General features: G+C 39.8%; 21 protein-coding genes. 20 read left to right on the top strand and 1 reads right to left on the bottom strand.

Going from position 1 to position 26,447, the window contains the following annotated elements; translation table 11 throughout:
* Positions 1-130 precede the first annotated feature (130 nt).
* The 14 genes from ABFG93_RS00795 (at position 131) to ABFG93_RS00730 (ending at position 16,960) form a co-directional block, all read left to right on the top strand.
* The gene (locus ABFG93_RS00795) at positions 131-1,519 is read left to right on the top strand and encodes an FAD-binding oxidoreductase (protein ID WP_347550090.1); all 1,389 of its coding nucleotides are present in this window, start codon (positions 131-133) and stop codon (positions 1,517-1,519) included.
* Between the two features lie 37 nt (positions 1,520-1,556).
* Positions 1,557-3,215: a sigma-54 interaction domain-containing protein gene (locus ABFG93_RS00790; protein ID WP_431522071.1), complete on the top strand. Its 1,659-nt coding sequence runs from the start codon at positions 1,557-1,559 to the stop codon at positions 3,213-3,215.
* 74 nt (positions 3,216-3,289) lie between these two features.
* Positions 3,290-4,207 (top strand): ketopantoate reductase family protein, encoded by a 918-nt coding sequence (locus ABFG93_RS00785; protein WP_347550088.1) that lies wholly within the window; start codon positions 3,290-3,292, stop codon positions 4,205-4,207.
* Between the two features lie 44 nt (positions 4,208-4,251).
* On the top strand, positions 4,252-5,598 hold the full coding sequence (locus ABFG93_RS00780; protein ID WP_347550087.1) for a hypothetical protein: 1,347 nt from the start codon (positions 4,252-4,254) through the stop codon (positions 5,596-5,598).
* 180 nt (positions 5,599-5,778) lie between these two features.
* On the top strand, positions 5,779-6,927 hold the full coding sequence (locus ABFG93_RS00775) for an acyl-CoA dehydrogenase family protein (RefSeq protein ID WP_347550086.1): 1,149 nt from the start codon (positions 5,779-5,781) through the stop codon (positions 6,925-6,927).
* A 52-nt stretch (positions 6,928-6,979) separates the two neighbouring features.
* On the top strand, positions 6,980-8,947 hold the full coding sequence (locus ABFG93_RS00770) for a TRAP transporter permease (RefSeq protein WP_347550085.1): 1,968 nt from the start codon (positions 6,980-6,982) through the stop codon (positions 8,945-8,947).
* Between the two features lie 13 nt (positions 8,948-8,960).
* Entirely contained in the window at positions 8,961-9,962 is a 1,002-nt protein-coding gene (locus ABFG93_RS00765) for a TAXI family TRAP transporter solute-binding subunit (protein WP_347550084.1), read from the top strand.
* A 38-nt stretch (positions 9,963-10,000) separates the two neighbouring features.
* Complete coding sequence (locus tag ABFG93_RS00760; protein ID WP_347550083.1) at positions 10,001-11,632, top strand: long-chain-fatty-acid--CoA ligase; 1,632 nt, start codon at positions 10,001-10,003, stop codon at positions 11,630-11,632.
* Complete coding sequence (locus ABFG93_RS00755) at positions 11,625-12,491, top strand: 3-hydroxyacyl-CoA dehydrogenase family protein (RefSeq protein ID WP_347550082.1); 867 nt, start codon at positions 11,625-11,627, stop codon at positions 12,489-12,491. The genes ABFG93_RS00760 and ABFG93_RS00755 overlap by 8 nt, the downstream gene beginning before the upstream one ends.
* Before the next feature lie 17 nt (positions 12,492-12,508).
* Entirely contained in the window at positions 12,509-13,282 is a 774-nt protein-coding gene (locus ABFG93_RS00750; protein ID WP_347550081.1) for an enoyl-CoA hydratase/isomerase family protein, read from the top strand.
* Positions 13,283-13,699, top strand: a complete 417-nt coding sequence (locus ABFG93_RS00745) for a PaaI family thioesterase (protein WP_347550080.1) — start codon at positions 13,283-13,285, stop codon at positions 13,697-13,699.
* 46 nt (positions 13,700-13,745) lie between these two features.
* Positions 13,746-14,597 carry a 3-hydroxyacyl-CoA dehydrogenase family protein gene (locus tag ABFG93_RS00740; protein WP_431522030.1) on the top strand — a complete coding sequence of 284 codons (852 nt, stop codon included), beginning with the start codon at positions 13,746-13,748 and terminating at the stop codon, positions 14,595-14,597.
* Between the two features lie 16 nt (positions 14,598-14,613).
* Positions 14,614-15,762, top strand: coding sequence for an acyl-CoA dehydrogenase family protein (locus tag ABFG93_RS00735; protein ID WP_347550079.1), 1,149 nt, complete (start codon positions 14,614-14,616; stop codon positions 15,760-15,762).
* Between the two features lie 13 nt (positions 15,763-15,775).
* The gene (locus ABFG93_RS00730; protein ID WP_347550078.1) at positions 15,776-16,960 is read left to right on the top strand and encodes a thiolase family protein; all 1,185 of its coding nucleotides are present in this window, start codon (positions 15,776-15,778) and stop codon (positions 16,958-16,960) included.
* Between the two features lie 99 nt (positions 16,961-17,059).
* Here the strand turns inward: ABFG93_RS00730 and ABFG93_RS00725 are convergent, their stop codons facing one another.
* Positions 17,060-17,662, bottom strand: a complete 603-nt coding sequence (locus tag ABFG93_RS00725) for a DUF6944 family repetitive protein (protein WP_347550077.1) — start codon at positions 17,660-17,662, stop codon at positions 17,060-17,062.
* A gap of 338 nt (positions 17,663-18,000) precedes the next feature.
* On the opposite strand from ABFG93_RS00725, the gene ABFG93_RS00720 reads away from it, so the two are divergent.
* Genes ABFG93_RS00720 through ABFG93_RS00695 form a run of 6 tightly spaced genes read left to right on the top strand, consistent with a single transcriptional unit; the run spans position 18,001 to position 26,343 of the window.
* Complete coding sequence (locus tag ABFG93_RS00720; protein WP_347550076.1) at positions 18,001-19,356, top strand: aspartate aminotransferase family protein; 1,356 nt, start codon at positions 18,001-18,003, stop codon at positions 19,354-19,356.
* The gene (locus tag ABFG93_RS00715) at positions 19,353-20,879 is read left to right on the top strand and encodes a pyridoxal phosphate-dependent decarboxylase family protein (protein WP_347550075.1); all 1,527 of its coding nucleotides are present in this window, start codon (positions 19,353-19,355) and stop codon (positions 20,877-20,879) included. The genes ABFG93_RS00720 and ABFG93_RS00715 overlap by 4 nt, the downstream gene beginning before the upstream one ends.
* Complete coding sequence (locus tag ABFG93_RS00710) at positions 20,876-22,651, top strand: IucA/IucC family protein (RefSeq protein ID WP_347550074.1); 1,776 nt, start codon at positions 20,876-20,878, stop codon at positions 22,649-22,651. The genes ABFG93_RS00715 and ABFG93_RS00710 overlap by 4 nt, the downstream gene beginning before the upstream one ends.
* The gene (locus ABFG93_RS00705; protein ID WP_347550073.1) at positions 22,641-23,219 is read left to right on the top strand and encodes a GNAT family N-acetyltransferase; all 579 of its coding nucleotides are present in this window, start codon (positions 22,641-22,643) and stop codon (positions 23,217-23,219) included. Before ABFG93_RS00710 ends, ABFG93_RS00705 begins: the two co-directional genes overlap by 11 nt.
* Positions 23,200-24,519, top strand: coding sequence for a lysine N(6)-hydroxylase/L-ornithine N(5)-oxygenase family protein (locus tag ABFG93_RS00700; RefSeq protein WP_347550072.1), 1,320 nt, complete (start codon positions 23,200-23,202; stop codon positions 24,517-24,519). The genes ABFG93_RS00705 and ABFG93_RS00700 overlap by 20 nt, the downstream gene beginning before the upstream one ends.
* Before the next feature lie 18 nt (positions 24,520-24,537).
* Complete coding sequence (locus ABFG93_RS00695) at positions 24,538-26,343, top strand: IucA/IucC family protein (RefSeq protein ID WP_347550071.1); 1,806 nt, start codon at positions 24,538-24,540, stop codon at positions 26,341-26,343.
* Positions 26,344-26,447: the final 104 nt, after the last annotated feature.

Below are 26,447 nucleotides of genomic sequence, written 5' to 3'. Positions count from 1 at the left end.
TGTAATTAAAGCCTGGCAATCGCCAGGCTTTTTTCTTCCACAAAATTGACGAATTTTATAAATTAGTGATAGAGTGATGGAAGCGTTATCAGAAAAATGCCAATTTTACATACGAATGGAGGAAATTCATATGAAGATCGTTTCCTTGCTGTCCACTTTCCTAGAAGATGATCAAATTAGTGTCAATGCGACTATTCTAGAGCAGCACAGTAAAGATGAGTCCTACCATACCCCTCATAACCCCGATGTAGTTGTTTTTCCAAAAACAACCGAAGAAGTGAGTAAGATCTTAAAAATGGCAAATGCCAACTTTGTTCCCATTGTTCCATTTGGGCTTGGCTCAAGTCTTGAAGGTCACGTCATTCCCTATCAGGGAGGGATTTCAATTGATTTTCAATTAATGAACAAGGTTCTTGAGGTTCGTCCTGAAGATTTTCTTGTCAGAGTTCAACCAGGGGTGACCAGGTCTCAATTAAATAAGGAGCTTAAGAAACATGGTTTGTTCTTTACCGTTGATCCTGGGGCTGATGCAACACTTGGTGGTATGGCCTCGACCAACGCAAGTGGAACAACATCAGTACGCTATGGTGTGATGCGTGATCAGGTACGTGATATGGAAGTTGTTCTAGCTGATGGTCGCGTAATTCACACCGGCAGCATAACAGCCAAATCGTCTTCTGGCTATCATCTTAACGGTCTTTTCGTTGGATCAGAAGGCACTCTCGGAACATTTACGGAGCTTACACTTAATGTATATGGCATCCCAGAAGCAACGCTTGCGGGTCGAATCGTTTTTCCTTCTATTGAACAGGCCGTATCAACCGTCACAAACATTTTGCATGCTGCAATACCAGTAGCAAGAATCGAGCTTGTTGACGCACGCTCAGTTCAACAGGTAAATAAAACAAATGAAACGAATTATATTGAAAAACCAACCCTATTCGTAGAATTTCATGGAAACGAAGCAGGACTCGAGCAGGACGTTACTTTTGCGAAAAGCATAGCTGAAGATAACGAATGTGAGGAATTCATTTTTGAACATGATACGAAGAAACGAGCCCTTCTATGGGAAGCCCGTCATAATCTGGCATATTCCTTCAGTCATGGATCACCTGGTAAGAAAATGATGGTAACCGATGTTTGTGTCCCTATTTCAGAGCTCACAGGTGCGATAACAGATGCCAGAAAAGCGATTGAAACCTATGGGTTAGACGGTGCACTTCTTGGTCATGTAGGGGACGGTAATTATCACGCGATTGTGATGATTGATCCTACTGATCCTATGGAACTGGATAGAGCAACCAAATTGAACCAGCACCTTGTTCATTATGCGTTAGAACGCGGAGGCACATGTACTGGAGAACACGGAGTTGGGACAGGTAAGGTCCAGTATCAACAAAAAGAACATGGTCCTGCTTTAGAAGTGATGATGGCCCTTAAGCAAACACTAGACCCGAATGGGATTATGAATCCAGGGAAAATATTTGCTCTTGAAAAGGAGCAGACAACCTCTATTTGATTTTCATTATACAAAAACTGTGACCATTACTCTCGAGGTGAACGCATTGAATTTATCTTCTATAGCTCAATTGCCTTTTCCAGCTTTTATCGCAAGAAAAGGAATCATTAGCTCCGTAAATGAGGCTTTTAACTCTATTATTAGTGATGCTGAAAAGAAGGAAGTTGATGACGTTTTTGACAGTATAGAAGAACATGATACCTTCATCATTACAAGCTACAAAGAAAAGCGAATATTGTTCATTTCAGAACATAATGAACATGACACATTGTACATTGGAAAAGAAAACACTGATTTGTCTCGTCTTGAAAAACAAGTAACAGATCTTGAAAAGCTCAATAGAGAATTGGATTCGATTATCGACAATTCTTATGACGGCATATATATTACAGATAACAAAGGAATAACACTTAAAACCAACGCAGCGATTGAAAGACTAACCGGTATTCCAAAAGAATATTATATTGGTAAAAACGTTGATCGACTTGTGAATAGGGGGATTTTAAAGGATTCAGTAACTAGAAAAGTTCTGAAACAACGTCGGACCGTTTCCGTGGTGCAGGATAATTTTGCGGGGAAAGAAACATTGATCACGGGGAGTCCGATATTTAACAATAAAGGCGATATCGAAAAGGTTATTACAAACATTCGTGATCTTTCCGAGTTAAATGAGCTTCTTTCTGAATTGAATAATGTTCAGAAGAAAAATGCTGAATACGAGAAAGAACTTGAAATGCTTAAGGGCTATTCAGATTCAGGAATTATCATTGAAAGTCAATTCATGAAAGATCTTTATGAAACGGCGAAAAGAATTGCAAACTTTGACGCCACCGTTCTGATTCTTGGTGAAACTGGGGTTGGAAAAGATGTGCTAGCTCGATTTATCTATTCAAAGAGCAACAGATCAACAAAAGGGGAATTTGTAAAAGTCAATTGCGGTGCGATACCACAAGAACTTATCGAATCGGAACTGTTTGGTTATGAAGCAGGAGCTTTTACAGGGGCAAGCAGAAAGGGAAAGCCAGGGATGTTCGAAATGGCAGATAAGGGGGTACTTTTTCTTGATGAAGTTGGAGAACTACCAATGAATACTCAGGTGAAATTACTCCAGGTTATTCAAGATGGAACAATCCAGCGTGTAGGTGCCACGAAACTAACCAAAATCGATGTTCGCATCATTGCCGCAACTAATCGAAATCTACTCCAGATGGTAACCAAACAAGAATTTAGAGAGGATTTATATTATCGACTAAACGTCATCCCACTCTCTATACCCCCATTAAGAGATAGAAGAGATGATATTTTGCCACTTATCCAGTTCTTTTTAAACAGAACAAATAAGAAGTATAACCTCGATAAAATTTTACAAGATGACTTAAAAAATTCACTATACGAAATGGAATGGAAGGGAAATGTAAGAGAAATGACTAATTTAATTGAACGAATCGCTTTGACTTCGTCTGCTAGTAGAATTTCTCTTAACCATCTTCCAGAGGATTATAAATCTATAAAAATAAAAACAGAAAAACCTCATCAGGTAATGAGTCTTAAAGATGCAGTAGAACATACGGAACGCAAATTATTGGAAGAAGCATATGGAAAATATAAAAGCACTTATGAAATTGCCAGAGTCCTTAAATCAAGTCAGCCAACGATCGTCCGAAAGCTAAAGAAATATCAAATTGAAACTATATAACGTCAACTCGCCTCTGGCGAGTTTTTTGTTTGGCATTAAACTTGCATAATACATAGGTAAAGGAGGAACGAATTATGAAAGTTGGCATTGCTGGAACTGGAGCTGTAGGAGGGTATATTGGTGGTACCCTTGCTCTTGCAGGTCACGAAGTTGTTTTCCTATCCAGGGGGACTAATTTACGTACGATGCAAGAAAAAGGGTTAACAATTAGTAATTCTGAAAACGAATTTGTTGTTCATAAGGAGTTTACAAATTCACTAGACAGATTTAGAAATGTGGAGTTAGTTATTATAAGTGTAAAATCAAACGATACGAGTCATATGGCTGAAAAATTGAGTTACACTATATCCACTGGAACCCCGATACTCCTTTTACAAAATGGAGTCGATAATGAAGAGAAAGTCATGAAATACTTTGGAATAAATCGTATTTTTTCAGCCGCGGTTTACTTAACTTCCAGAATAACTGCACCGGGAAGAATTGAGGTTTTTGGCAATCCTCGATTAACCATCGGCTCTATTGATCCTGCAAAAATGAATGAAGCTAAAGAACTCACAAACTTGTTTAGAGAGGCAAGCATTCAATCACATACATCATCAAACATTATGCGTGCTAAATGGAAGAAACTGTTATGGAATGTTACATTTAACCCACTTTCTGCTTATGCTGGTGTTACAGTAGGGCAGATCCTTGATCAAATAGATTTACGACATTTAGCTGAAGTCGCTTTAAGAGAGGGGATGAATATATCTGATTTGAAAGGGTACTTTTTCCAGGAAGAATTGATAGATCAGATCTTCAAAAGTGCTCAAATAGCCGAAACTCATTACACAAGCATGCTTCAGGATAGACTTAGTGGGAAAAACCTTGAGATTGAATCGATTTGTGGTTACTTTGTTAAAGAAGCGGATAAGAAGAGTATTTCGATTCCTGTAATTCAATCCCTCTATACCAGTTTATCTTCTTTAGAGAAAACGAATAGACGCTCATGAACTCATTTGTTCAAAAATCATCCAAACGCAGTTTGTTAGGTTTCATGCTTCTCACAATAACCTTTCTATTTCTAGTTCAACAATTTATTAATTCAAAATGGATAAATGCGATCAGTGACATTTATTTACTCTGCATGATGATTATCCTACTTCCGCTTGTTAAGCGTGGTTTAAATTTATTTTTACTTATCTTAATCCTTATTTCCGCACTCATTTTCATCGTAAATGAGGTTCCCTTTCGCACAATTAGAGAAAGTATTACCATCAATCAAACGTTAGTAGCTCTTTTTATAAGCGTACCCTTCCTTGGAATTCCAATTAAACAGCAGGTTTATCTTGAGGCATTAAAACAATTCTTTGGGCGATACATGAAAAATCCGACTACTTTTTTTCTTCTTACACAAACGTTTACTCATATCATGGCAGTGATTCTAAATGTGGGAGCAGTAACCATATTCTATTATCTAAGTAAAGCTCACCCAACTGTTACTTCAGCAAGGGCGAAAGCGAGTCCATTACTGAGAGGTTTCTCTACTGCTCTTATTTGGTCTCCGTTTTTTGCAGCAATGGCACTAGTTACCAGTCAATTGCCAATTGAATGGATCAATGAATTGCCGTTTCTACTTGGTTTTGTCTTTATTAGTTTTACAATAAGTTTTCTATTAGAGCTTACGATGAATCGGGAGGCTAAACAACAGTGCTTATCCTTAGAAAACAAAGATGAAGGTAGGAAAAGCATCAACTTGATCCCTTTAGTAGATCTCTTTTGTTACTTATTGCTTATTGTTTCTTCTGTACTCCTATTAGATAAATTAACAGCACTATCTATGGTTACACTGGTTATCCTTATCGCATACGTTTACCCCTTTATATGGATGGTTTCACATCATCAATGGAAAAAATTCATAATTGAATCAGTTCATTATCTGTTTGTAACTGTACCTCTCATTAAAAATGAAGTTCTCCTTTTTCTTACTGCTGGATTTTTAAGTGGCGCTATAGCAACTACGAGCTTTGGAGCACAACTTGTACAGTTTTTAAACAACTGGTTTGGCTCCTCTACTATAGGGATGGCCATTTTCATTTCGCTTAGCGTTATTATTCTAAGTATTTGTGGATTTCATCCTATTATGGTAATCACAGTGTATATCACTAGCTTAAACCCTTTAGAGGTTGGAATGAGCCCTATGTTTTTTGCATTGTTATTACTTGGCTCATGGGGTATTGCTACATCAATTTCTCCTATGACAGCTGTTAGTCATCTCTTAGCACATGAAATGAAAGAGAAGGTTTTCAATATCTCAATAAAATGGAATGCAACATATAGCATCATTTCATTTATCCTTTTTATGATGTATTTAACTGTTTTAGAGCAATTTAACTTAATTTAACGGAAAGCAATGCAAAATTGAATCAATGATTCATTTTTGTATTGCTTTTTCGCTTTTTTGGACAACTATTTTCATAATATTGTAAATAGAAAAGTGAAAAATTCAGATTTTATCAGTTCACCAGCATTGGCATAGAACTTGCATATTACAAAGATAACAAAACAAAGGAGGAACACGTCTATGCCTGCAACTATATCTAATGAATTGCATCAAATGAAAACAATGATTCGAAACTTTGTTGAGAATGAAATCGAACCCTATGCACAACAAATTGAGGACGAGGACGCAATCCCAGATCATTTGATTGAAAAAGCGAAAGATCTCGGTCTCTTCGGGATGAGTATTCCAGAGGAATATGGAGGCATTGGATTAAACACCGAAGGAAAAGCAGTTGTGCTTCAACAGCTAGGAAGAACCCATAATGGCTATGTTTCATTAATTAGTGCTCATACAGGAATCGGAAGCACCGGACTAGTTAAATTAGCTTCTGAATCTCTTAAACAAAAGTACTTACCGGAAATGGCTGCTGGAAATAAAATTGCTGCTTTTGCTCTTTCTGAGCCGGGAGCAGGTTCAGATGCAACAAATTTATCAACTAATGCCGTAAAACAGGGTGATAAGTGGATTCTTAACGGCATGAAGCACTTTATTACCAACGGTCCAGTTGCTGATGTATTTACTGTCATAGCATCTACTGACAAATCCAAAGGTGCAAAGGGCGGGATTACCGCATTTCTAGTGGAAAAAAACTTCCCGGGTTTAATTGTAGGAAAACGAGATAAAAAAATGGGGCTGAAAGGTTCCTATACCTGTCAGATCATTTTTGAAGACTGTGAAGTGCCAGAAGAGAACGTTATTGGTGAAGTAGGCATGGGGTACATATCAGCTCTTAAGATTCTTGGAGAGGGTCGCATCGGTCTTGCTGCCCGAGCAGTAGGCTCCTGTGAAAAATTAATTGAGATGTCAGCAAGTTATGCGAAAGAGCGGATCCAATTTGGTAAACCTATTTCATCGAACCAGGCTATTCAATGGATGCTTGCTGATATGGCAACTGAGACCGAAGCAGCAAGAGCATTAACCATTATGGCCGCTAAAAAAGTTGATGATGGGAAGAAAGTTATTAAAGAAGCTTCCATGGCAAAGCTCTTTGCATCAGAAGTTTTTAATCGCGTTGCCGATAAAGCCGTACAAATACATGGAGGAATGGGCTATGTATCAGACTACCCTATAGAGAGGTTTTACAGAGATGCAAGAATTACGAAGATTTATGAGGGAACAAGCGAAATTCAGCGCATGATTATCTCAAGACACATTTTAGATGAGAATTAATCTATCAATCTTTTTAATGACGTTCTAAAGGCATAGAAAGGAGCTGAATCGATTGAGTAATAGTCAATCTGGTAATCCTGTTCAAAAGATTGATACCACGATTAAAGACCGTCCAGCATTTATTGAAGAAATCTGGTTATCACGTAAAGAGAATTGGAACTTTGCTAGAATTCTCATTGTCTTAACGTCACTACTGGCAATTGGATTGTCTTTCTTTCATATTTATACGGCAGGGTTTGGAACACTGTCGTCCTGGCAGCAAAGAAGTATACATGTCGTCTGGGCTCTCCTATTAATCTTTCTAATTTTCCCTTTTAAAAAGGGAAGTAAGTTCGGAGCAATTGATTTATTATTTGTGATAATCACCTTAATTGAATCGGGATTTATCCTTTTCCAAGGAGATGCGATACTAAGTAGACAGGGTAATCCAAATTTGTCTGACATCATTCTTGGTAGCTTTTTCATAGGATTAGTACTTGAAGCAACGAGAAGAACGAATGGGTTCCTCATGGCATGTATCGGATTGTTTTTTATTGGCTACATATTTTTTGGACCTTACTTTCCAGGCGCTCTTGCTCATCCAGGGGTGAGATATGGAAAAATGGTAGATCAAATGTTTAATGGGACTCTGGGGATATTCAGTGCACCGATCTATATCAGCTCAACGGTCTTAATCTTGTTTGTCATTTTCGGGGCATTTTTAATGAGGTCAGGTGGAGGGCAATTTTTTACGAATTTTGCTTTTGGTGCACTCGGGAATCGCGCAGGTGGACCGGCATTATCGGCCGTTGGAGCAAGCGCAATGGTTGCTACTATTACCGGAAATGGAGCGGCAAATGCAGCTGTTACTGGTTCTTTTACCATTCCATTAATGAAGAAACTCGGTTATAGCAAACGATTCGCTGCAGCAGTGGAAGCAGTGGCTTCACAGGGTGGACAAATCATGCCGCCTATTATGGGCGCTTCGGTTTTTATTATGGCTGAAACAACAGGGATTCCCTATATCACGCTAGCGTTATATGCCTTAATTCCAGCAATCATCTACTTTCTCATAGCCGGGTTTATTGTCTACTACCATGCGAAACGCTTACAGATGGAAGGCATTCCTAAAGAACAGCTTCCCGATCCTAAGATGGTTCTTCTCAAACAGGGATATTTATTCCTTCCAATCGTCATGATTATTTATTTAATGATCGATGGGTTTAGTCCCATGAAAGCAGGATTTTACGGTATCATCGCAACGATTTTATTAAGTTGGATCAGAAAGATGACTAGAATGAATCTACTCGATATTCTTGCATCACTGGAAAATGGAGCAAAAAGCGCCCTTGCTGTCATATCAGCTTGTGCGACAGCAGGTATCATTGTTGGGGCAGTATCACTCACGGGGCTTGGACTTACTTTCTCAAGGTTTATGATCGATACAGCAGGTGGCCAATTATTCGTTCTCCTCATCATGTTAGCAATTGCCTCCATTATTCTTGGAATGGGTATGCCAACGGTTTCAGCCTATGTCATCCTAGCCGTTTTAGGGGTACCCGCATTAGTAGAGATGAACGTTAATATTGTTGCAGCTCACATGTTCGTATTTTACTTTGGAGTGATGTCAGGGCTAACACCACCTGTAGCAATAACCGCATATACGACTGCTGGAATTGCAGGATCGAATCCTTCTTCAACAGCATTCTACGCCATCCGAATTGCACTAGGAGGATTTTTTGTACCATTCGTATTTGTTTATAATCCAGAACTACTTCTTCAGGGCGGTGATATTCCTGCCATTGTGACAGCATTGATCTCTGCAGCAATCAGCTGTGTTCTTTTTGCAGGTGCTGTCGAAGGATACTGGTTTGGACATGTAACTCCGCTCAAACGAGTGATTTTATTTATTAGTGCTATTTTGCTAGTAATGCCAGGGATAATCGGAGACCTCACAGGACTTGTGCTTGTCAGTTTCACTTTCATCTGGCAGAGATCACAACGTGTGAGTAAAAGCTCACCACAAGAAATAAGTGGATAAAAGGAGGATTTCAATGCGTAAATCATTAATTAGTTTATTGATAACGCTTACACTAATCATAGTAACTGCCTGTGGCAATAGTGCTTCTGGTGATGGTGAAGGGATAGAGGCACCTGATAAGTTCTTAAAAGTTGGATCCGGTCCAATGGGATCGGGGTGGTATCCAATTACCACTGCTCTTTCAGAACTTTACATGGACCACTTTTCAAGTCTAAATGTTTCCCAAATTGAGGGGGGGAGTACATCAAATCTGAAAGCCCTCCAAATTGGTGATATCCAATTTGGAATCCATTATACATCTGACTTTGCAGATGCGATTAAAGGGACTGGGAGCTTCGATGAAAAGCTGGACCAGGTAACTGGACTTGCATCTCTATATCCGGTCTATCAGACTATCGCAACTCTTGCTGATAATGATGAGATTACTAGTATTGAAGATATTGTGGATAAACACATCTTTTTAGGTCCGAAAGGCGGCGGGGGTCCAGTCGCCTTCTGGAGAATGATGGAGGAATACGGCATTGATGAGAAGTCTATTGAAGAAGCAGGAGGAAAGATTTCTTATGGAAACTATTCCGACGGTGCCTCAATGCTGAAGGATGGAATCGTTGATGTTTTTGTTGGTGGAGGTGCACCTCAAGTAACCTCACTCCAGGAAATCGAAGTAACGAAACCAATAAAGGTGATCCCAATTGATGAAGAAAAGCTAAAAGGGATAAGTGAAAAGGGATTGGGTATCTCATACGACAATCTCCCCGCAGGGACTTATAAAGGATTAGAAGAAGAGATCCCGACATATACACTTGTAGCCATGTTCAGTGTACGTTCAGATCTACCAGAGGAATACGTCTATAACTTAACAAAAGTATTCTGGGAAAATCAGGAGCCATTTGAAGATCAAATCCCACAAAGAGCAAAGAACTTCACTCTGGATACCGCTTTAGACGGGATTGACCCTGAGACACTCCATCCCGGTGCAAAAAGATATTACGAAGAAGAAGGAATCATTGAGTAGAAGAAACAGTAGAGAACTTCTTAAAGGTGGGACTGAGCGTGGAAAAGCTTATCAATCGACCATGGTACCGTTTTTATCCGGAAATCATGAACACTTATCAATCATTCCCCGAGTGTTCTGTTTACACCTTATTAAGCGATAGTGTAAAAAAACACGAAGCTAAAATAGCTATCCGTTTTCAGGATCAGGAAATCACTTACTCTCAACTATTGGATAAAGTTGATCGACTGGCATCTTCCTGGAACCAGATGGGAATTAAAAAAAGCGAACGGATCGGCCTTATGTTATCGAATCAGCCTATGTATGTGTTTGCCTATTATGCTGCGCTTAAATTAGGAGCTACTGTTGTCCAGATTAACCCCTTGTATATGCCCAGGGAAATTGAAGAAATATCACAAGAAGTGCAGTTATCTTATCTTGTGACAGAAAGCCAATACATGGATAAAGTTCAAAAAGTAATGAAGAGCTATTCTTACAAACAGTTATTTATTACAGACCAGGATATCCCCATACATTTGCCGAATGCGCAGCTGATTGAAAAGCTAATTGGAGAAGAAAACACTCCTATTGACGTTGTTCCAATTAAAGCCAGGGAAGATGTTGCTGTGATTCAATTTACCGGCGGAACAACAGGAAAAATGAAAGGAGCGATGCTGACACACTATAACCTTGTTTCAAACGTGATTCAGAGCTTTCTTATGTATGGATCAAAAATGAAAATGGGTGAGGAAGTGACATTAACAGCAACACCTCTTTATCACGTTTATGCGATGACAAGTGGAATGAATTTAAGCATTCACATCGGAGCAACTAATATCATCATTCCTAAATTTGAGGTGAACGTCGTGATGCGAATCATCAAGCGATACCAGCCGACTTTCTTTCCCGGAGTGCCGACAATGTATAATGCATTCGTCAATCACCCTGACGTGCATGAGTATGAACTTAGTTGCTTTAAGTTTTGCTCGAGCGGTTCCGCTCCACTTCCGATCGAAGTCATTAATCGCTTTGAGGAATTAACAGGTGCTGTTATTGGAGAGGGGTTTGGCATGTCAGAAACATCTCCTTCCACACATCGGAATCCACCATTTGGTGAAAGGAAAATCGGCAGCATCGGAATCCCTTTTCCCGGAACAGACAGCCGAATCGTTGATGAAGAGAGAAATGAACTCCCCATTGGTAGTGTAGGAGAACTCGCTATAAAAGGACCTCAAGTCATGAAGGGCTACTGGAACAAACCAGAAGAAACGAGTAAGAACTTAAACGATGGATGGCTATTTACTGGTGATCTAGCCACGATGGATAAAGATGGGTACTTCTATATTGTCGGACGTAAAAAGGAAATGATTATTACAGGTGGGTTTAATGTGTATCCTCAGGAAATTGAAAGTATTCTTTATGATCACCCATCTGTTAAAGAAGCTGCAGTAATTGGAATCCCACACGAATATAGTGGAGAAAGAGTGAAAGCATTTGTCGTTGTTAACGATTCTTGTATCTCTGAAAAAGATTTAATTAACTATTGCTACGAAAACTTAACTCGCTATAAAGTTCCTAAAGAATTAGAAATAAGAGCATCTTTGCCACGCAATACTGTTGGAAAATTACTGAAACGGATCCTTGTTAAGGAAGAGTCTTCAAAGAAAACCGGAGGTATGGCATATGAGTAATGAGAGCATAGACAGGGTTGGGGTAATTGGTTCAGGAACAATGGGTTCCCAGATTGCAATGGTTTGTGCCCTTGCTGGTTATCCTGTTGTATTACATGATATTGAAGGGGAATGTCTAAACAAGGCAATAGGTTCTCTTCAAGGACACATGAATCGAAGGATTAGTAAAGGTAAACTTACAAGTGATGAGGTTGAACAAGCATTCCAGATGATAACCATAAGTACTTCACTTAATGATTTAAAAGAAGTAGATCTAGTCATCGAAGCAGTCATTGAAAAGCTAGACGTTAAGAGAGAATTATTCGCTAAGCTTGATCAGATCTGTCCCAAACACTGCATTTTCGCGACGAACAGCTCTACAATCGTAAGTTCAAAGATTTCAGATGCAACCCATCGTCCAGAGGCCATATGCAACATTCATTTCTTCAATCCGGCGCTCGTTATGGATTTAGTAGAAGTGGTGAAAGGACCCCATACCTCAGAGAAGACAGCAACCAAAGCCATTCAATTTGTGGAATCCATTCAGAAAACACCAGTCCTTTTACAAAAAGAAATTTCTGGGTTTGTAGCGAACAGAATCCTAGGGAAATTAATGGATGAGGCTGTTTTTTTACTTGAAAACGGTTACGCAAGTCATGAAGAAATTGACCTAGTATGTACAAAAGCTCTAAATCACCCAATTGGTCCATTTGCATTGATGGACCTCACCGGTATTGACGTAAACTATTACGTCCGCAAACAGAGGTTTGAAGAATCGGGAAATGAAGCAGATCGACCAGCTCGAATAGTAGAAGAGAAAGTAAACAAAGGAGAACTTGGCAGAAAAACAGGCAAAGGATTTTATAGCTATCAATCTTAGATGAAAGGAGATTTTCCATGAACAATATTCTAGTAACTAGTGAAGATCATATAGCTTTTCTATCAATTAATAGACCAGAAATAAGAAATGCTCTAAACAAAGAAACATTAACAGAAATAAAAGATACTCTTGAAAAGCTTGAAAAACAGGATGAGGTTAAATGTGTCGTTATCACAGGTGAAGGTGAAAAATCTTTTGCAGCTGGTGCTGATATTTCTCAGTTAGAAAAGAAAACAATGTACGATGCATTCAAATCAGGTAGTATGCAGGAAGTTTATGACTATATTGAAGGATACTCCAAGCCGACGATAGCGATGGTAAATGGATATGCGCTAGGCGGTGGATGCGAGCTTGCCATGGCATGTGATATTCGAATCGCTGCTTCTCATGCAAAGTTTGGGTTACCAGAACTCAATCTTTCTATCATTCCTGGTGCTGGTGGCACTCAGCGTCTCACAAGGCTTGTCGGTAGAGGAAAAGCACTTGAAATGATCTTAACAGGGAAAATTATTTCGTCTGAAGAAGCAGTTGCAATCGGTCTCATTACTGAGAGCGTAGAAATTTCGCTTTTAAAAGAAAAAGCAGTTGTAGTCGCCAAGCAAATTATTAGTAAAGGGCCAATGGCCGTTATGATGGCTAAACTCGCAGTTAACATGGGCGCTGATACAGATATGAAAACTGGATTACTAATCGAGAAGCTGTCACAGGCAATTCTTTTCGCATCAGAAGACAAAAACGAAGGAACTAGAGCTTTTCTTGAGAAAAGAAAGCCAGTTTTTCAAGGTAAATAGATGGAGGCAAATTCAAATACTATTTACGAGAGTGTTAGAAATGATTTTGAGACAAGCCCTTTTTTCAACCTTTTAGGTTTTGAATTAACTTCCCTTACTGAAGATGAAGTGATTTTGGAGCTGCCCATTGAAACAAAGCTATTAAACACTCACGGGAGTCTACATGGCGGGGTATACGCAACAATGATCGATAACATCATTAGCCTGAAAATGCGCTCTATGATAGGAAGTCCTGTCATAACGATTAATTTAACAATTAATTATGTAGCACCAATTTCTGGTGGGAAAATCATCGCAAAAGCGCTCATTTATGGAGAAGGAAAACGAACCAAAATGGGTGAAGGCATCGTCCTTGATGAAAACGGTAAGCTTCTGGCTAAAGGAAGTGGCACGTTCAAAGTAATCAATCCTAAATAATTAAGGATTATTATACGCTGAATGACTAGGAAGGGGACCGTCTATTTTGTCTATTCAAAAAATCGCAGTAATCGGAGCAGGAACGATGGGAAGAGGGATCGCATATTCAGCTGCCTCTGCTGGACTTTCTGTCATTGTTCAAGATGTAAGTGATTCATCGTTGAACGAGTCTAAAAATTATCTTAAAAAGCAATTTAATCGTGCAGTAAGGAAAGAGCTGCTTACTCAAGAAGTCGCAGATGAACGATTGAATAGCCTTCAATTCACATCGGAAATTAGGGACGCCGCCGAAGGACGTGATCTAGTGATCGAGGCTGTGCTTGAAGTAATGGAACTAAAAACAAGCATTTTTAAGCAGCTTGATGAGCTGACACCAGATCATGCGATACTCGCTACAAATACATCGACGATGAGTCCGACAGAAATCGCTGCACAAACAAGCAGACCTGAGCGATGTCTTGCACTTCACTTTTTCAACCCGGTTCCTAAGATGAAGTTGATCGAAGTGATTTGTGGGCTGGAAACTTCAGAAGAAACGATTGAAAAAGCGATGAACTTTGGTGAAGCGATTGGAAAGGAATGTGTCAGGATAAGCGAGTTTCCAGGGTTTGCGGTTAGTCGAATGAATTGTTTGATTGGAAATGAAGCGATGAACATGGTTATGGAGGGTGTAGGTTCACCTGAAGACATCGATAAAGCAATGAAGCTCGGATTGAATCATCCAATGGGTCCGCTTGAGCTCGCTGATTTAGTCGGTCTTGATACACGTCTTCGAAACATGCAATATCTGTATGAAACACTCGGTGAAAAATACAGACCTTGCCCTATTTTAACAAAGTACGTTAATGCTGGAAGACTTGGTCGAAAAAGCGGAAAAGGCTTTTATACATACGTTTAAAAAAGGAGAGAGAAAGATGGACTTTCAATTAAATCAGGACATCGAATTTCTAAAGACGAACATCAGAAATTTTGTGGAAAATGAAGTGGAAAAAGTAGCGATGATGATTGAACGTGAAGACCGAATCCCAGAACGAATCATTGAAATGTCCAAAGATATGGGCCTTTTCGGTTTGAGTATCCCTGAGGAATATGGCGGTCTTGGGATAGGGATGGTTGGGAAGTGTGCCCTCTATGAAGAGCTTGGCAAGACTCACAATGGCTTCACGACGCTAATTGGCGCTCACACTGGAATTGGATCCGTTGGGATCGTAGAACTTGGGAATGAGGAGCAAAAGCAAAAGTATCTTCCCGATATGGCAAGCGGTAAGAAAATCGGGGCATTTGCATTAACCGAACCTTCTGCAGGATCCAATGTTTCCAATCTAAAAACAACAGCAGTTAAAAAAGGAAATAAGTACATTTTAAATGGCACAAAGCATTACATTACAAACGCGACGGAAGCAGATGTGTTTACAGTAATGGCTGCAACAGACCCCACAAAAGGAGCCAAAGGAATTACATCTTTTATAGTTGAAAAAGACTTCCCGGGCTTCCACGTCGGCGCAGTTGAAGAAAAAATGGGACTTAAAGGATCTCATTCAGCTGAGCTGATCTTTGATAACTGCGAAGTACATGAAGAAAACATCCTGGGTGAAGTAGGGAAAGGTTATGTCAATGCATTAAAAATTTTAGCAAATGGGCGTGCAGGACTGGCCGCCCGTAACCTAGGATCTTCTCAGAAACTCCTGGACTTAAGCATGGCATATGTCCAGGAACGCGTTCAATTTGGTGTACCAATTATTGAGCATCAGGCTGTTGCTCATATGGTGGCGGAAATGGGGGTTGAAATTGAAGCACTCAGGTCGTTTACATACCGAGTGGCTTGGATGGTGGATCAGGGCGAAAAGATAATCAAAGAGGCTGCTATGCTTAAATTATATGGATCAGAAGTCTACAACAGAGTCGCTGATAAAGCCCTCCAGGTTCATGGAGGTATCGGGTATATTTCCGATTATCCAATCGAGCGATACTTTCGTGATGCGCGTATTACTCGAATTTACGAAGGCACTTCTGAAATCCAGAAAAACATTATAGCGAGTCAGCTACGGAAGGAATACAGCTAAAGGAGGAACATAAATGGCTAATATTGTAATTGTTGAAGCGGTACGAACTCCGGTAGGAAGGTATGGTGGTGCGCTAAGAAGCTTAAACTCTGGTGAGTTAGCGGCAATCACGATTCGAGAGTCGATTTCAAGGGCTGGATTATCGCCTGATCTTGTTGATGAAGTAATCCTCGGGGAGGTCAGACAGACTACGGAATCATCGAATGTTGCAAGAGTAGCAGCTCTTAGAGCAGGGGTTGCGGATACGTCACCAGCTTTTACAATTAACCGCCTTTGTGCTTCTGGCATGCAGGCAGTAGCTTCGGCAGTTCAACAAATTCAATCCGGACAGGCTGAGATTCTGATTGCAGGTGGCACAGAAAGTTTAAGCCACGCTCCCGTTTATTTACGAGACAGCAGGTTCGGTGGAGATAAGACAAAATTAGTTGATTCAAATCTTGAAGCAGGGCAACAGCCGGTTGAATTATTTGGAGAAAAGCTCGGAATGGGGATAACAGCTGAAAATGTTGCTGATTGCTATCATATTTCACGTGAAGAACAAGACTCTTTCGCAGTTGAAAGTCAGAGACGTGCAGCGCTTGCAATTGAAAAAGGAGCTTTCACCAATGAAATTGTTCCTGTGGAAGTGAAATCACGTAAGAAAAACTCGAAAGTAGAACAGGACGAGCATCCAAGACCGGGAACTACAATCGAAAAGTTGTCCACTTTAAAGCCTGTTTTCAAGGAAAATGGAACCGTTACGGCCGGGAATTCATGCGGAAGGAATGATGGTGCTGTAGCCATGCTGGTGATGACGGAGGAGAAAGCAAGGGAACTGCAGCTTAAACCACTAGCTAGAATCATTGATTGGGCTACCTCAGGTGTTTCTCCAGAAATCATGGGGATTGGCCCTATTCCAGCAGTCATGAAACTCCTTAAACGAACAGGCAAGAACCTGAAGGAAATTGGATTAATTGAACTAAATGAAGCGTTCGCCGCTCAGGCGTTAGCCGTTATTCGAGAACTTGATCTTGATATGGATAAAGTCAATGTGAATGGTGGAGCCATTGCACTTGGTCACCCGCTCGGTGCAACTGGTGTGAGAATTCTTACATCACTTATGTATGAAATGCGAAGTAGAGACGAGCGATTTGGTATCGCAACACTATGCGTCGGCGGCGGACAGGGAATGGCAATGATGGTTGAAAATATAAATTGATTGTGATTCCACGTGACAGCACTTCGACTGCTGTCACTTTCCTATTTTCTACTGGTATGAAAGGTGGAGAATTACTTTATGATCAAAAATTCCGCTTTTTTAACCATGTTTGTTGAGAAAATTCCGCGTAATTCCAATTGAAGCTAGTGCCGCTCCAGCCGTTTGTCCATAACTACCTAACGCAATAATCTGTTCTCCCATCTCACGTTTACGTTGTTTAATATAAATAACACCGATCGCTTCAACCGCTACGCTAATGGCTTGAACAATTTCTCCAGCTATAATGATCGGAGCAAATTCAGAAAGATTCAGAGACACACCAAGCGCTTCAAAAGATGCTCCAGTTGATTGGCATACGTCACCAATAAGATCAAGGTTTAAGGCTTCTTGAATTTCCCCTTTTAAAACAAGCGCACCTGCTACTACATTTGCTATATTCCCTCCAGCCTGTAACCACGTACCCAGAATAGCAAAGTCTCGTCCATTATCTTCTCTACGTTTCTTACTGCGTCCAACCGCCTGAAGGGAATTACCTGTAGCTTCAATGCCATTGCCGAGTGTATACAACTTCACTCCAGCTTCCTCAGCTCTTGTATTTATCTCTTCCCTTACAATAATGGTATCTCCTATCGAAGCGACAGCAGCTCCGATTGTTTGAATCCACGCGCCTGTGACCTCGAGTAACTCCGCATACACTACCATGTCAATGAAACACCTCCTAACCCACAACTATTTCCTTTCATTCGTGAGTAGCGACTATTCTGAAGTAGTACGTTTGATTAATATTGGCTTTTATTCATAATTATTTTATGCAGTGCAGGGTACTAACGTTCATAAGATGAACCTGCTAAAATGATCTATCTTTTCACCTGCTTGATTTCCGTTAAATGGATAATACCGCGATCAATAGACCCAGAAATGGAACATGCTTATAAATGATAATAGTTCTCAAGTATCATTGACTATGATAATCATTCTCAACTATCATGGTAGATGCAAGTTGTTGAAAATGATTATCAAGTAGAAAGGGCGTTATCTATATGACAGTTCAAGAATTGATAAATAATCAATCATTATTAGCTCAACAAGAAAAACGGGAATCAAATGCAAGGTCCTATCCAAGAAGAATTCCAATTGCTATCAGTGAAGCCGAGGGAATCTTTGTTACAGACATGGAGGGAAAACGGTATTATGACTGTTTAGCAGGGGCAGGAACACTTGCGCTAGGTCATAATCATCCTGCTGTGATTGAAGCTATCGAGAAAGTTATCCACAACAAACGTCCTTTACATACATTAGATATTACAACTCCGATTAAAGAAGAATTTATTAACGAAGTGTTTGCAAGCTTGCCAGGAAATTTCTCAGATCGGGCAAAGATCCAATTTTGTGGTCCAACTGGCGGCGATGCTATTGAAGCAGCATTAAAATTAGTCAAAACGGCGACTGGACGAAGTAGTATTCTTACATTCCAGGGAGGATACCATGGTGCAACACATGGAACGATGGCAATCAGCGGTAACCTTGCACCTAAAGAACGTGTCCATGGGTTAATGCCAGATACACACTTTATGCCATATCCTTATACTTATCGTTGTCCATTTGGTGTAGGTGGAGAAGAAGGACATCGAATCTCAAGCACCTACATTGAAAATTTATTAGATGATCCAGAGAGCGGTGTTTTACCTCCTGCAGCAATGATTCTTGAAGTGGTACAGGGGGAGGGTGGTTCTATCCCTGCGCCTATTGAATGGCTGAAAGAAATGAGAAGAATTACAAGCGAACGAGGGATACCCCTTATAATTGATGAAATCCAAACCGGACTGGGTCGTACTGGCAAACTGTTCGCTTTCGAACATGCGGGTATTATCCCTGATGTTATTGTACTATCCAAGGCTATTGGAGGGAGTCTTCCACTTTCTGTAGTTATTTACGACAAAGAGCTTGATCAATGGAACCCCGGCGCTCATATCGGAACATTTCGCGGAAACCAAATGGCAATGGCTGCAGGATCAGCTTCACTAAAAGTTATTAAAGAGCAAAAGCTTTCTGAACATGCAGAAAAAATGGGTGAGAAGATGCTTTCATCATTACAAAACCTCCAACAAAATTACAAGGAACTCGGAGATGTGCGGGGAAGAGGGCTCATGATTGGTGTAGAAATTATTGATCCTACATTAACTCAGTCATCATCTGGTAGTTACCCTGCAAAACCTGAATTAGCCAGTCTTATTCAGAGAGAATGCTTTAACCGAGGACTAATCCTTGAAGTAGGAGGTAGAAACGGAAGCGTTGTTAGACTGCTACCACCGCTTATCATTACAAATGAACAGGTTGAAGAGGTATTACGTATTTTCGAAGAATCTGTAGCAGCAGCGATTGGAAAACTAAAATGAATTCATTTTTGGAAGTAATTGATCACATTCAATTAACTGAAAAAGACTCTTTTGATTCACTCTTTCTCCACAGTGGTGAAAAAGGACAAGCAGCTTTTCAGGAGCAGATTGAACAAGTAACCAGGAAAATCGTTCAGACATTCAACCATAATGATGGCCCATTCGTCGGGAAAAAACCTGAAGAAATTCAGTCGGAAATTGAAGGGTTAATGGAATTCCCGGACGATTCTCGATCATTTAATGATGTTATAGAAGAAATAGGTACACCATTATTAAAAAATAACCTCCAAGTTTCACATGAAAAAAGCATTGCTCATTTGCACTGTCCACCGCTTGTACCAGCAATCGCAGCTGAACTTGTTATTAGTGCATTTAATCAATCGCTTGATTCGTGGGACCAGAGTACTTCAGCCACTTACATTGAACAGCGGATGGTGGATTGGTTAACAGGTCAATTTGGTTATTCAGAAACATCTGATGGTACATTCACAAGCGGAGGGACTCAATCTAACTATATGGGGCTTCTCCTTGCCAGGGATGAATACTGTTTCAAAAAATGGGGACGAAATATAAAAAAGGATGGGTTACCAGCAGATTTTCATAGATTAAGAATACTTTGTTCAGAAGAAGCTCATTTCACAGTACAAAAGTCAGCTGCCCAGCTTGGATTAGGAGAACGCGCTGTCATTAGTGTCAAGACAGATGACGACCACCGAATATCAACTCATCATCTTAAACAGGTTCTTACTTATTGTAAGCAAGACGGGAATCTTCCATTTGCATTAGTAGGTACTTGTGGCACAACAGATTTTGGCAGCGTCGACCCTATCGTTGAACTTGCACAAATCGCTGCACAAGAGGATCTATGGTTTCATATTGATGCTGCATTTGGAGGTGCACTTATCCTTTCAAACCGTTTCAAATGGAAACTAGATGGAATTAACCTAGCTAATTCCATTGCAGTTGATTTTCATAAACTCTTTTATCAACCGATTTCATGCGGGGCATTCCTTGTCAAGGATAAGCAATCATTCCAGTTCCTGAATCACCATGCTGATTACTTAAATCCAGCTGAAGACGATGAAGAAGGTATTCCAAATCTGGTTAACAAATCAATCTTAACCTCCAAAAGATTTGATGCTTTTAAGCTTTTTCTTTCCTTGAAAACAGTTGGCGTAAAGAAATTTGCTACCATGATTGATTATACATTTGCGCTAGCTCAAGATACCGTAAACTACTTAGCACTGCAAAACGATATGACTGTCTTGAATCATCATCCAGAGTTAAATACGGTAATATTCCGTTATGAACCGAACGATCTGTGTCCAAACCTTTGCCAGTTAAATCGTAAAATACAACAACAAATGTTGTACGAAGGAAGTGGAGCTATTGCGAAAACAACAGTGAATGGCGATACCTATTTGAAATTCACAATGCTGAACCCAAGAACAAAACTTGAGCATGTGGAAGAAATCGTGTGTGAGATTCGTGCATTGGGAAAGAAATGGAGGAAAGACTTGTGAACCATTCAAAGAAAACGGCTGAAGAAGCTACGATACAAGCTTTTATGAACTGTTACCTGCGAGAAACACGGAATTATGAAGTCATTGCGAAGCCAGACGATCTAAAGTTGTCTACTTTTCAAAAATTAATCTCGTGCCAATTACCAGAACAGAGCATAGAACTGATTGTTCCAGTAGCCTACTGGTCGATAACTGACAGGCATCTTTTTCATTTTCCCTTGTACTATCGGGCTATGAATGGCTCTTTAAACACATTAGACTATGTGACTTTGACGTCACTAATCGTTAAAGAGCTACTTATTGATCAAAACCGTCCTGATGCAGAAGATGAATTGATGATGCGCGTTATATTAAGCTGTCAAAGCATGAAAACATATATTGCGGCCAGAGGCGGGGACAAAGACCGGTTAACTGATGCTGAATTCGATTATATCGAAGCAGAGCAATCCCTCCTTTTCGGTCATTTACTTCATCCTACTCCGAAAAGCAAACAGGGTCTTACAGAGGAAGAAGATCGGAATTTTTCCCCGGAACTTAAAGGAGAATACCAACTTCACTATTTCAGTGTTCATCCATCTCTGATTGTAGAAGACTCAAGCCTTTCTTATAAAGCAAACGAACTCATCAAAAAGGAGTTAAAGGGTGATCCAAAAATCGATCAAAAGTGGCTCGATCAATTTGATGATCGCATTCTACTACCAGTACATCCTCTCCAGGCAGGCACACTTATTAAGAAAGAGAAGCTAAAAGAGTTGATGCTTAAGGGGAAGGTTGATTACCTTGGACCTATCGGACGAGAGTATACAGCCACCTCATCTTTTCGAACAGTATACAGCAAAGGCTCTGAATATATGCTTAAGTTTTCTGTACCTGTCAAAATAACGAACTCACTACGAATCAATCAGCAAAAGGAGCTTGATCGTGGTGTAGAAGTCTCGAGACTACTACAAACGGAAGTAGGAAAAGAGTTAAGAGATCGGTTCTCAGGTTTTGAGATCATCGAGGATCCAGCTTATCTAAATTTACGTGTCCCTGGTTTTGATACAGGATTCGAAGTGATGATTAGACAAAATCCATTTTATAAAGAAAGCAAAAATGTAAGTCTGATAGCAGCTCTCTGTCAGGATAATGCATATGGAGAGAAAGCACGTATTCATTCCATTATCACCTCCATTGCGAGAAGAGAAGGACGCGCAATTGAAGAAGTTAGCTTAGAATGGTTTGACCGCTATTTGTCATTATCTCTAGATCCGATGTTATGGCTACATCAACGGTATGGCATCGCCCTTGAAGCACATCAGCAAAACGCGGTGATCAAAATGAAAGATGGGTATCCATCGAAATTCTACTATCGCGATAATCAGGGATACTACTTCAGCGAATCAAAAGCTGCTGAGTTAACCAGACTCCTGCCAGATTTGAATCAAAAAAGTGATACCATTTGTTCGGATGAAGTGGCTATTGAACGATTTCGCTATTACTTCTTTTTAAATCACTTATTTGGACTAATTAATGCCTTTGGGGTGAATGGACTTATTGACGAACAACGTTTAATCAATCAATTGAGAGAACGACTATTAGCTTATGCTTCCAAACATCATTCATCACTTGTATTAAGCTTACTAGAGGAGCCAGTACTGCCTTGCAAAGCAAATCTATTAACTCGCTTCTATGATATGGATGAGCTAGTTGGTTCAATGGCTACTCAATCAGTTTACACAATGGTAAATAATCCGATTGCAGAGGAGGTTCATGTAGGGAATGGAAGCTGATTATCAACTTTACGACGGACAAAAGCAAAAGACAATATCATTTACAAGAGTTGATTATGATCGCGATATCGAAGTTATTCATAAATGGATGAACGAGGAACACGTTCACCCATTCTGGCATTTAAATTTACCTATTGAACCATTTAGAAACCATTTACGAAAAGCACTAAATGATCCTCATCATACACTATATCTTGGATTAGTAAATAATATTCCGATCAGCTACTGGGAGGCTTACTGGGTTAAGGGAGATATTACTGAAGAAATGTATGAAAGTATCCCTTATGATCAGGGAATTCATCTATTGATTGGCGAAAAAAATTACCTTGGTAAAGGATTGTCCCTTCCTCTTCTTCATGCCATGGTGGCTTTCCAATTTGAGGAAAAACGAACAAAACGTATCATCGCAGAACCGGATATTCGAAATGAAAAGATGATTCATGTCTTTGAGAAGTGTGGGTTTGCGTCTATTAAACCAATCGAATTACCAGATAAAACCGGTCTGCTTATGATCTGTGATCGTGATCAGTTTGAAAGGAAGTGGTTGAATGTCAGCGCGTATTTATGACGCAATCGGGATCGGGATTGGGCCGTTTAATCTCGGATTTGCAGCATTAGCTGAAGAGAATTTGGACGTCCTTCTTTTCGACCAGAAGGAAGAGTTTAACTGGCATCCAGGTATGTTAATTGAAGGAACAACCCTACAGGTTCCGTTTTTTGCGGACCTTGTGAGCATGATCGATGTAAAAAACAAATTTAGCTTCCTTAACTATTTACAGGTTCATAATCGAATGTACCATTTTTATTTTCTAGAGAAATTTCACATTCCTAGGAAAGAATACAACGATTACTGTAAGTGGGTAAGTGATCAGCTATCCTCATGTCGATTTGGCTATGAAGTAACAGAGGTTTCACCATACGAAACGGAAGATGGGGAATCTGTTTATGCTGTCCATGTTCGAAATGTTAAAACACTTCAGTATGAAGAATATATGGCGAAACACCTTGTGATGGGGATCGGGTCCTCCCCTTCAGTTCCGGAGCATTTAAAGCATGCTCTAGGGGAGACTGTGTTCCATTCTTCAGAGTTTATGGAAAGGAAACAGAATGCCCAAAAAGGACAGTCCATCGTGGTCGTCGGATCAGGTCAGAGTGCAGCTGAAATCTTTTTGAATCTTACAAGAGAGCAAGAACTTTATGACTATTCGTTGTGCTGGTATACAAGATCACAGGGATTTTTCCCAATGGAGTATTCTAAGCTTGGACTTGAATATTTTTCACCTGATTACACTAAATTCTTTTACCAGCTTCCACAATCCCAAAAAGATCAATTACTTCAAAAGCAAGATTTATTGTACAAGGGAATAAGTGCTGATACCATCTCGGACATATATGAAGCATTGTATGAAAAATCGATTGGAAATCAAAATCCTGCCCTACATCTTCAGGCGATGAGTGAAATTACTGAATTAGAGAAGAAAAATCACTCATGGCTAGGTAAGGGGCAACACATCGTTACAGGCGAATCTTTTGAATCTGAAGCTGAAGTTGTCATCCTCGCCACAGGCTACAAACAAACAAAGCCGCAATTTCTACCAGACTACCTTATCCAAAAAGATGAGCATGGTAGGTTTCAAATTTCAGAGGACTATCGATTAAAGACGAATATAGCTAATCAGAATGATGTTTTTATTCAAAACGGTGAGCTTCATACCCATGGTGTTGGAGCACCTGATCTCGGTCTTGGACCACATCGAAATGCCACCATCATCAATCAGATTGCACAACGAGATGTATATCCCGTTCAATCTAAAAATGTCTTTCAAACTTTTGGTACGGTAAATAAGCCTGTTCTCACAACAAATTGATTAGAAAGTGGTGAACGTATGAATTCCAGAAATGAATTAGAACCTGTTCTTTCAAAGGAAAGCTGGTCCCTTGTTAATAAAAAGCTATTAGCTAAGATGCTATCAGAGTACATGTACGAGGATATGATTTTGCCTGCAATCCTTAAAGAAGATCAGGAGTATATCCATTATGAATTAGTCGTTTCAAAGCAGAAAGTTTACCGCTTCAATGCTATTCCAAGATTATTTAATAGCTACGATGTTGACTGGCAGTCTATTGAGGTGGTGAATCACGCTAAAAAAGAGGAAAACCTGAGTGCTATAGCATTCCTTCTTGATATAAAGCCACTTATTGGCATGTCTTCTGAAACTGCCGGACATTTAATCAAAGAGCTGAACCAAACCCTTATTGCTGACGCACACCTGCTAAGCAAGCCAATTTCATCTGATGAGCTTGCAGGAGTAGATTATGCTCTCCTTGAAGGCTATATGACCGGCCACCCGTGGATCACATATAACAAAGGGCGAATTGGTTTTGGATATGATGATTATCTCGCATATGCTCCAGAACAACAGAAGGAAGTGAGATTATCCTGGGTTGGAGTACATAAAGACATTAGCTCATTTCAGTCGATTAAAGACCTTTCATTTGAAGAGCTAGTCAATGATGAACTAAGTGAAGATGATCTAAAACGCTTTCTTCAAATATTAAAAAGCAAGGATGTTAATCCATCTGATTACTTCTTGATGCCAGTACATGAGTGGCAATGGAAAAATGTCTTAATCCAAAATTTTGCTGAGGAGATTGCAAATAGGAGGATCATATCGGTCGGAGAGTCTTGTGATCACTATCTTCCGCAGCAATCGATACGTACTTTTGTTAATCAGTCAAATAAATGTCGGCACCATGTCAAACTTCCAATCAGTATTTTAAACACACTTGTTTATAGAGGGTTGCCTTCTGAACGAACGTTGATTGCTCCTAAAATTACGGAATTTATAAAAGGAATCTATGAAAAGGACTCATTCTTAAAAGACGAATGCAAGGTTATTCTGCCAGGGGAAATAGCAAGTATAAATGTCGACCATCCTTACTTTACTGAGTTAGAACAGGCACCCTATCAATATTTAGAAATGCTTGGCGTCATTTTTAGAGAAAGCATCTATACCTATCTCGAAGAAGGAGAACAGGCCATCACACTTGCAGCCCTTCTGTATGAAGATCATGATGGTAAGCCTTATATACAAAGTCACATCGAAAAATCAGGGCTTTCAGCAGAAGAGTGGGTCAAACAATTTTTAGATGTCACGATGAAACCACTATTACATTACTTGTATCAGTATGGAACCGTCTTCTCTCCGCATGGCCAAAACACGATACTCGTCTTGAAAGATCATCAACCATACCGGCTTGCGATTAAAGATTTCGTCGACGATGTTAATATAAGTGATCAACCATTTGAGGAACTAAGTCGATTAACAGAAGAGTTAAAGAATGTTCTTCGTAGTGAAGCACCAGAAGGGCTCACTCAATTTATTTTTACAGGGTTATTTATTTGTCACCTTCGCTACTTATCCAATATTCTTGAAAAATCGAAGTTAATGGATGAGAAGGATTTCTGGAAGTCTCTTTCTGAAACCATTCATTCCTATCAAGAGCGTTTTTCCCATCTAGAAGATCGATTTGAACTGTTTGATTTCTTTAAACCAGAATTTACTAAACTTTGTTTGAATCGAAATAGAATGGTTGATTATGGCTATTCAGATGGAGATGATCGCCCGCATGCCTCAGAATTTGGAAAAGTTACAAATGCTCTTAATCGGTACAAAAAAATAAGAAATTAAAAAAAGGCAGGGATCCCCCGCTTTAGGAGGAATAGTTAAAGATCGAACGATGTTATTACGACGAAGAAGTGCGAAAGTAGTTTATCCCCACCCCTAAAGTATAC

It is taken from the genome of Pseudalkalibacillus hwajinpoensis, from assembly GCF_039851965.1.
Classification (GTDB): domain Bacteria; phylum Bacillota; class Bacilli; order Bacillales; family Guptibacillaceae; genus Guptibacillus; species Guptibacillus hwajinpoensis_E.
Note: the sequence above shows the minus strand (reverse complement) of the source record. Positions and strands in the feature narration are given on the sequence as shown.